This window comes from Cellvibrio mixtus subsp. mixtus J3-8, from assembly GCF_000766945.1.
In the GTDB taxonomy this organism is placed as follows: domain Bacteria; phylum Pseudomonadota; class Gammaproteobacteria; order Pseudomonadales; family Cellvibrionaceae; genus Cellvibrio; species Cellvibrio mixtus_A.
Map to the genome: position 1 here is coordinate 9,320 of NZ_KN266219.1, position 1,747 is coordinate 11,066.

Consider the following 1,747-nt stretch of genomic DNA (forward strand, 5'->3'; position numbering starts at 1 on the left):
CGGCTCGCGAGTAATGCGCCGCGACTATGGTTCTGTACTGCCGGAATTAATCGACCAGCCATTAAGCGGCACATTGTTGTTGCAAGTGTATGCGGCCACGGCAATGGCGATTGCGCGCTGGGAACCGCGCGTGCGCCTGGTGCAATTACATCGTTTTGTAAACAGCGAGCAACACGGGCAAGTGGTGATTAATATGGAATTTATCCGTCTGGATACCGGCACACCGGAATTGGCGAGACTTGAAATTGAATTATTAAAAGGTGGGTACTCACAATGACAACACTGCCACCACCAAAAATGCTGGAACAGTTGGACTATGAAAATATTCTGGCTGAACGCAAAGCAGCATTTTTAAATTCATTACCCGCTGACCAACGCGATCAAGTGGCCGCAGTATTGGCGCTGGAATCCGAGCCAATTACAAAACTGCTGCAAGAGTCATCCTATCGCGAATTGGTACTGCGCAACCGTATCAATGATGCCGCCGTCTCGAATTTAATTGCCTTTGCGCAAGGCTTTGATCTGGATTACATCGCGGCTTTGTTTGCAGCGCCTTTACGTTTGCCGGGTGAACCAGATGAACGCTATCGCGAGCGTTTGCTATTACGTATTGCTTCAATGGCAGGCATGGGAACACGCGAGCACTATCTATGGCACGCAATGGGTATCAGCCTTGACGTGATTGCCGCCGATGTTATTCGGACAGCACCCGGATATATTGATCTAGTGGTGAGGCTAAGTGACTCAGCAAACAAACCTGAATTGTTGCAGCAAATCATTAATTATTTCGCACAAGATCACGTGAAAATTTTAGGCCCCGCCTTAAATATTCGCGCTGCTATTGCAAAACCCATCAACCTCAAAGGCACTGTGTATCGCTTGCAATCGGCCCCGGTTAATCTTGCCGCCCAGTTGCAACAAAGCTGGCCGTTACTGTTGGCGCAACATGCGAAGCTTGGGCAATCCATTGCGAAAACATGGGCCGTAAAAACATTGCACACTGACAGTGTGGCTCGCCTTGATCTTGATATGGATGACGTGATCGCGATCAATAGCGATGAATATGCGGTCGCAGGCACCACACAATTCACCGATGGCGGTGTGGCATGGTAGAAACCCTGCTGCCACCCGCCAGCACCAGTTTGGAGCGTGCGTTATCGCATGCGCTATCGTTTCCTGCGCTCGATGCGCACGCCGACGCACCCGCACATATTCGTACCGATTTACATCCGGAATTTGCGCCGTTTATTGCAGCAGAATTTTTTCTATCAGGCTTCACTAATTATTTTGATTCTGCCGAGGAATTAATCCACGCCGGTTTGCCTTGGCTGCACCAGCGCGGCACCGCAGCTGCTGTAAAGCGTGCGTTGCGCTGGATACAGATTGAAGCCCTGCTTGATGACGATATTAATTGGCTGCACATTGATCCGGGCACACCACGTGCACCGGCCAAATTAGCTGACATTCGCAACATCGTTAATTTATCCATTCCTGCCCATGTTTATTTTTACCGGCTGTTTCATCGCTACGATATTCGCCACGCGGTAGGTGACCAATCGCATCACGACAATTGCATTTGGGATGACGACTCGGGTGCGTGGATTGACGGGATAAAAATCAGCATTGAAGAACGCATTGCAATTCCTGCCACAAAAACTGAATCGCCCTGCAAGCAGAGCATAACGTCAGTATTAGCAATCACCGTGCGCCGAGAACAAGCCTATTGGGATTCATGGGTACTCGATAG

At 49.7% G+C, this 1,747-nt stretch carries 3 protein-coding genes; all 3 read left to right on the forward strand.

Features of this window, described 5'->3' with window-relative positions; translation table 11 throughout:
- A partial coding sequence (locus A596_RS21565; protein ID WP_039918815.1) for a GPW/gp25 family protein occupies positions 1–277 on the forward strand: 277 nt, incomplete at its 5' end.
- Positions 274–1,113: a baseplate J/gp47 family protein gene (locus tag A596_RS22480; RefSeq protein ID WP_052417790.1), complete on the forward strand. Its 840-nt coding sequence runs from the start codon at positions 274–276 to the stop codon at positions 1,111–1,113. The genes A596_RS21565 and A596_RS22480, both read left to right, overlap by 4 nt.
- Positions 1,107–1,747 (forward strand): phage tail protein (locus tag A596_RS21575; RefSeq protein ID WP_200882994.1); only part of this gene is annotated, 641 nt, incomplete at its 3' end. The genes A596_RS22480 and A596_RS21575, both read left to right, overlap by 7 nt.